The sequence below is a fragment of the Rhodococcus sp. P3_B8 genome, assembly GCF_056402775.1.
This window is the reverse complement of record NZ_JBFUGT010000435.1, coordinates 1-4,310: the sequence shown is the minus strand read 5'-3', so window position 1 is coordinate 4,310 and position 4,310 is coordinate 1. Positions and strand designations below refer to the sequence as shown.

The 4,310-nt window shown below is 68.6% G+C and carries 3 protein-coding genes and 1 pseudogene; 1 reads left to right on the top strand and 3 read right to left on the bottom strand.

The features are described 5' to 3' along the window. Positions 1-145: 145 nt before the first annotated feature. A pseudogene (locus AC1D1G_RS42305) lies at positions 146-643 on the top strand (TetR family transcriptional regulator); the annotation flags it as partial. Positions 644-711: 68 nt separating this feature from the next. Here the strand turns inward: AC1D1G_RS42305 and AC1D1G_RS42300 are convergent. From AC1D1G_RS42300 to AC1D1G_RS42290, 3 genes are all read right to left on the bottom strand, one after another. After that, a complete protein-coding gene (locus tag AC1D1G_RS42300) occupies positions 712-2,529 on the bottom strand; it encodes a zinc ribbon domain-containing protein (RefSeq protein WP_477956611.1) in 1,818 nt (605 codons plus the stop codon). Between the two features lie 719 nt (positions 2,530-3,248). Further along, entirely contained in the window at positions 3,249-3,878 is a 630-nt protein-coding gene (locus AC1D1G_RS42295) for a class I SAM-dependent methyltransferase (protein WP_477956610.1), read from the bottom strand. An 88-nt stretch (positions 3,879-3,966) separates the two neighbouring features. Continuing rightward, positions 3,967-4,310 (bottom strand): SDR family oxidoreductase (locus tag AC1D1G_RS42290; protein WP_477956609.1); only part of this gene is annotated, 344 nt, incomplete at its 5' end.

Below are 4,310 nucleotides of genomic sequence, written 5' to 3'. Positions count from 1 at the left end.
GTTGCGCGCGGCGGGAGCCGTGCACGGAGAGCGGGGTGCCGCACAGCGTTCCCGATTCCCGTGCCGCCAGCACGCTCGTCCCGGCCACGCGGGATCCGGGTCCGGATCTCGGGTAGTGCGGTCGCCTCGACTGAGGTGATCAGTGATGCAGAAGAGGGCGGAAGTCACTCGTGCGGCGCTGCTGCAGGCAGCGGCAGTGGTGTTCGCCCGAGTCGGGTATGCCCGTGCCCGGCTGAACACGATCACCACCAGCGCTCACGTCAGCAAGGGCGCTCTCTACGACCACTTCAACTCCAAGGAAGAACTCGCGCGCGCAGTCATCGACGCCGGCAGCGCCCGCTTCGCGATCGCGTGCAACCCCTTCCGCACCTCCCACATTCCCGCGTTCGAAGCACTGACCGGCATCTCGTGCACCCTGCTCGATCCTGTCGTCAACGACGCCACGGTCCGAGCGGCGTTCCGCCTGATCACCGAAGTTCCCGACCGTCCAGATACCGGCACGCCGCTGCTCACCACCTGGCTGTCCGACTACCAACAACTCGCCCGCCGCGCCATCGCCGAAGGCGACCTCCACCAAGACGATCCTGACGCCATTGCCCTTCTCCTGGTCGAAACCCTCTCCGGAGCCCGCCTACTGGCCGCAGCCACCGGGCACCTCGACGATCTGCCCGTCCGGCTGACCACAACCTGGCACCTGCTTCTACCCAGCGTCTACATAGATCTCATACTATCTGCCACTCGTGTAGCAGACTGTAGAGGTGTATGTGTGTCACGGCTACCCGCATCACCGTGCGGTGGTGTGGGTTTGACCGTGTCCCACACCGACGCTTGTGGTGCAGGAACATGCTGTTTCGGAGTCACCCCCAACCACGGTGTTGCGGCAGGGAGGCTGTGGCGGACCCGGCGATGYCGTGCTCTGCTCGGGGTGGGATTGTTCTTGTCCCGGCACTTGCGCACCGGCGCATGCTCGGCGACCCGGATCGTAGGCATCTGACCACGCCGCCGGGTGACCTTGTTTCTGGCGAGCAGCGCGCGTTTGGCCAGGTTCACCCCCGCCACGTGGTCCCGGTTGCCGCCGACCCGGCAACGTGGGCACCACGCGTCGTGATAGCCGCCGGGACGTGCAAGCGGTTCGTTGCAGCCCGGACACTGTGCGGAGGAGCCTCGGGCGGGCACCGAGACCACCGTGATGCCGGCACCGGCGGCGGTGTGGGCGAGGGCGGCGACGGCTTGGCGGCGGGCGGACTGCGCGGCCCGATTGTTGTTGACCTGTCCGTGTCCGCGGGTCTCGAGGGTGGTGAGATTCTCCACCGCGATCACCTGCGCGCCGGCTGCGGCGGCGTAGTCGGTGACCTGGCGGGCGAAGTCGAAGGCCAGTTCCCGGTTGATCCTCCCCCTCTTGATACCCACCGCCGTGCGATGCTCGTCGAGGACGGCGATCTTCGCCTGCAACTCGGCGCGGACCTCCGGTAGAGCGGTGGCGGCCAGCCGTGTCAACCGGGCCGCCTTGCGGTGCAGCAGCTGGCCTTCGGCCTGCAGGCGGGCCAGTTTGATCCCGAGGCCGCGGTCGTCGTAGGTCCAACCCCGGTAATCTGAGGACAACCCGCCGGAACCCTCTGCCACGATGGCGGCGGCACCCAGAGTGGTCGGTGACCAATCCACCCCCACAGCGAYCGTGGCCGAGTTCAGGGCGGCTGCCGGGACGAGTGCGGTCGCGGCGCACCGCCACAGCAGGCCCCGGCGGTCGAGGACCAGGGTCGGCAGATGCCAATCAGTGATCGCCCTGCCGTACAGATGCGCAGGGATGGTCGCGGTCAGTCGGACACTGCGCCACTGCGCCCGCCCCGCCGGGGCGGGGCAGGTCGGCAACTTCACCGTCAACACCAGCTCACGGTCTGCCACGGTGATCTGCGCGAGTTGCTGATCGGCGGCCGACAGTTGGGCCATCGCCGCCATCCGGGGTGGTTCCTGTATTTCGGTGATCCGCAACGGGCCGGCCGGTGCCCCGCCGTCCCTGCGTAAGCGTGCGGCGAGCTGGCGTCGCACTCCTCGAGCGAAACCCGAGGGTACATCGTCGCCCGGCCCGGTCGGCGGGGACACAACCCCGGTGGCCGGATCGAATCGGGCCGACAGTGCCGTGATCGCGGTGTCCCGATAGGCCAGGGTCCGCAAGGTCGCGACCACCTGCGCCGTCACCACCCGGCTCACCCGCGACGGCAYATAGACCCCGTCCGGGTAGATCGGAGTCCAGCCGAGACGGGCCGCGGCGACATGACCTTGCGCGGGCAGCCTGCGGTCCTGCCGGTCACGGCCGGCGGCGAGCACATCGAACGTCGCCGGCTGCCACAGCCGCGACACCAACCCGGCGCCGGCCGCGGTGATCAGGTCGAGCAGCCACCCCACCCGGGTGTCGACGTCGTCGAGGCCGATCGGCTCGCCGGTCGCGTCGTCGACCGCCACATGGGCGCGGGTGGTCACCGAAAACTGCCGCGCCGCAACCGCAGTCCGACGATCCCCGCTGGTACTCATCGGTTACCCCGACCCCAACCGGGCTGCGGCATCGCCCCGGCGCCTGCGCCGATTCCGCTGCGAGCGCAGCCGGCGGCACCGGCCGGGAAGCGACACCACCAACACCCATGCAGTCATCAACCAGCTCCTCTACCAGCGRCTCATCGCCCCGATCGCGCCCAACCCGGACAGTAACCCCCACCTATGACAAGTAACGCTCGATCCGCGCCACCGACGAACCCAGCCAACCGATCTCGCCGCACCMCCCGCACCGCCGTGCATCGGCCCTCGGCKGCGTCCTCGAGCATCCCGCCGCGTCCCATCCGCTGCCCSTAGCCGCGGTCCTCGGAGGCCGGGTGCACCACACCACCGGCACTATCCCGCAGCGTCTTCTCCCGGTTCTCCAGCGATGCCTCTTGCCCGGTGGAGACAGGAACCCGGTAACACTGCGCCTCCACCCSGGCCGGCGCCACCGCCACCGAACCCGACGCGCGCCTGCCCGGGTAGACGTCCAGATCCACGCGATCAAACACCTGATGTCCCGCACCGGTACGCCGAAACCCGCAACCGACCCTCCGACGCCGCCGAACGCACACTAGCCACCGACGTGCCCAGGTACTCCGCGGCCTCCCCAATCCGCCTGCCGCAGAAAGTAGTAGATACTACGAGATAGTCATGGAATTTCGATCAACAGCGGGAAGCCTAGCGTCCCGTGCGTGCCCGACGAGTCCCTGGACTCCTCAACCGCGCACGGGTGGCGAAGCCGCAACTCCGAGGGAATAGGCGCCGACGATCTTCGGCGCGGACGTCTCGTAGAACCGGTCGAGGTCCTGGACGTCGAATCCGGCGTTCGTCACGAGGGTGGGAATGTCGCGGGTGAGGTGGCACCCACCGGCGACGGCCTTCTGGATCGGTTCGAGCCGTCGCTGCCACCGCTGGACGTTGGCGTCCGGGGCGAGACCGTGCTCGACGAAATGCAGTGTGCCGCCAGGTTTCAAGACGCGTCGGACCTCCCGGAGTGCGGCGTCGACGTCCGGGATGGTGCACATCGTCCACGTCGACAGTGCGGTGTCGAAACTGTTGTCCGGGAAGGGGAGTGACTGGCCGTCCAGACCGGACCGCTCGACCGGTGTCGTCGACGCCGCCAGCCGCTTGCCCGCCAGCTTCCAGCCGAGGTCGGCGGGTTCGACGGCGCTCACCGAATCGACGGCGGCCGGGTAGAACGGGACGTTGAGACCCGACCCGAATCCGATCTCCACCACGCGCCCATGCAGACCGGCGCAGACGCGTCGTCGCGTCGGCTCCGTGAACTTCATCCCGCAACTGATGTCGACGAGCCGCGGAACGATCCGGTCCGAGTAGAACCCCATGCCCACCTCCCAGCGAAGGGCGCTTCGCGCCCCGTGCGCCTTTGTGGTAGCTGGAGCAACCAGAAAGGCGCACGGGTGGCGGAGCCGCCTACCGCGGCGCCATGCGCAGAGCGCCGTCCATACGAATGGTCTCACCGTTGAGGTAGTCGTGTTCGACGATCATCTGGGCGAGTTGGGCATACTCTGCGGGCTGACCGAGGCGCGAGGGGAACGGGACGCCGGCTTCGAGGCCCTTGCGGTATTCGTCGGTGACGCCGGCGAGCATCGGGGTGTCGATGATGCCGGGGGCGATGGTGTTGACGCGGATGCCGAACTGCGCGAGGTCGCGGGCGGCGGGGACGGTCATGCCGTGCACGCCACCCTTGGACGCGGAGTACGCGATCTGCCCGATCTGGCCCTCGAACGCGGCGACGGAGGCGGTGTTGATGATGA

Bases quoted from the DNA above. Each gene is read 5' to 3' on its own strand.
- AC1D1G_RS42295 (WP_477956610.1), bottom strand. From the start codon at position 3,878: ATGGGGTTCTACTCGGACCGGATCGTTCCGCGGCTCGTCGACATCAGT.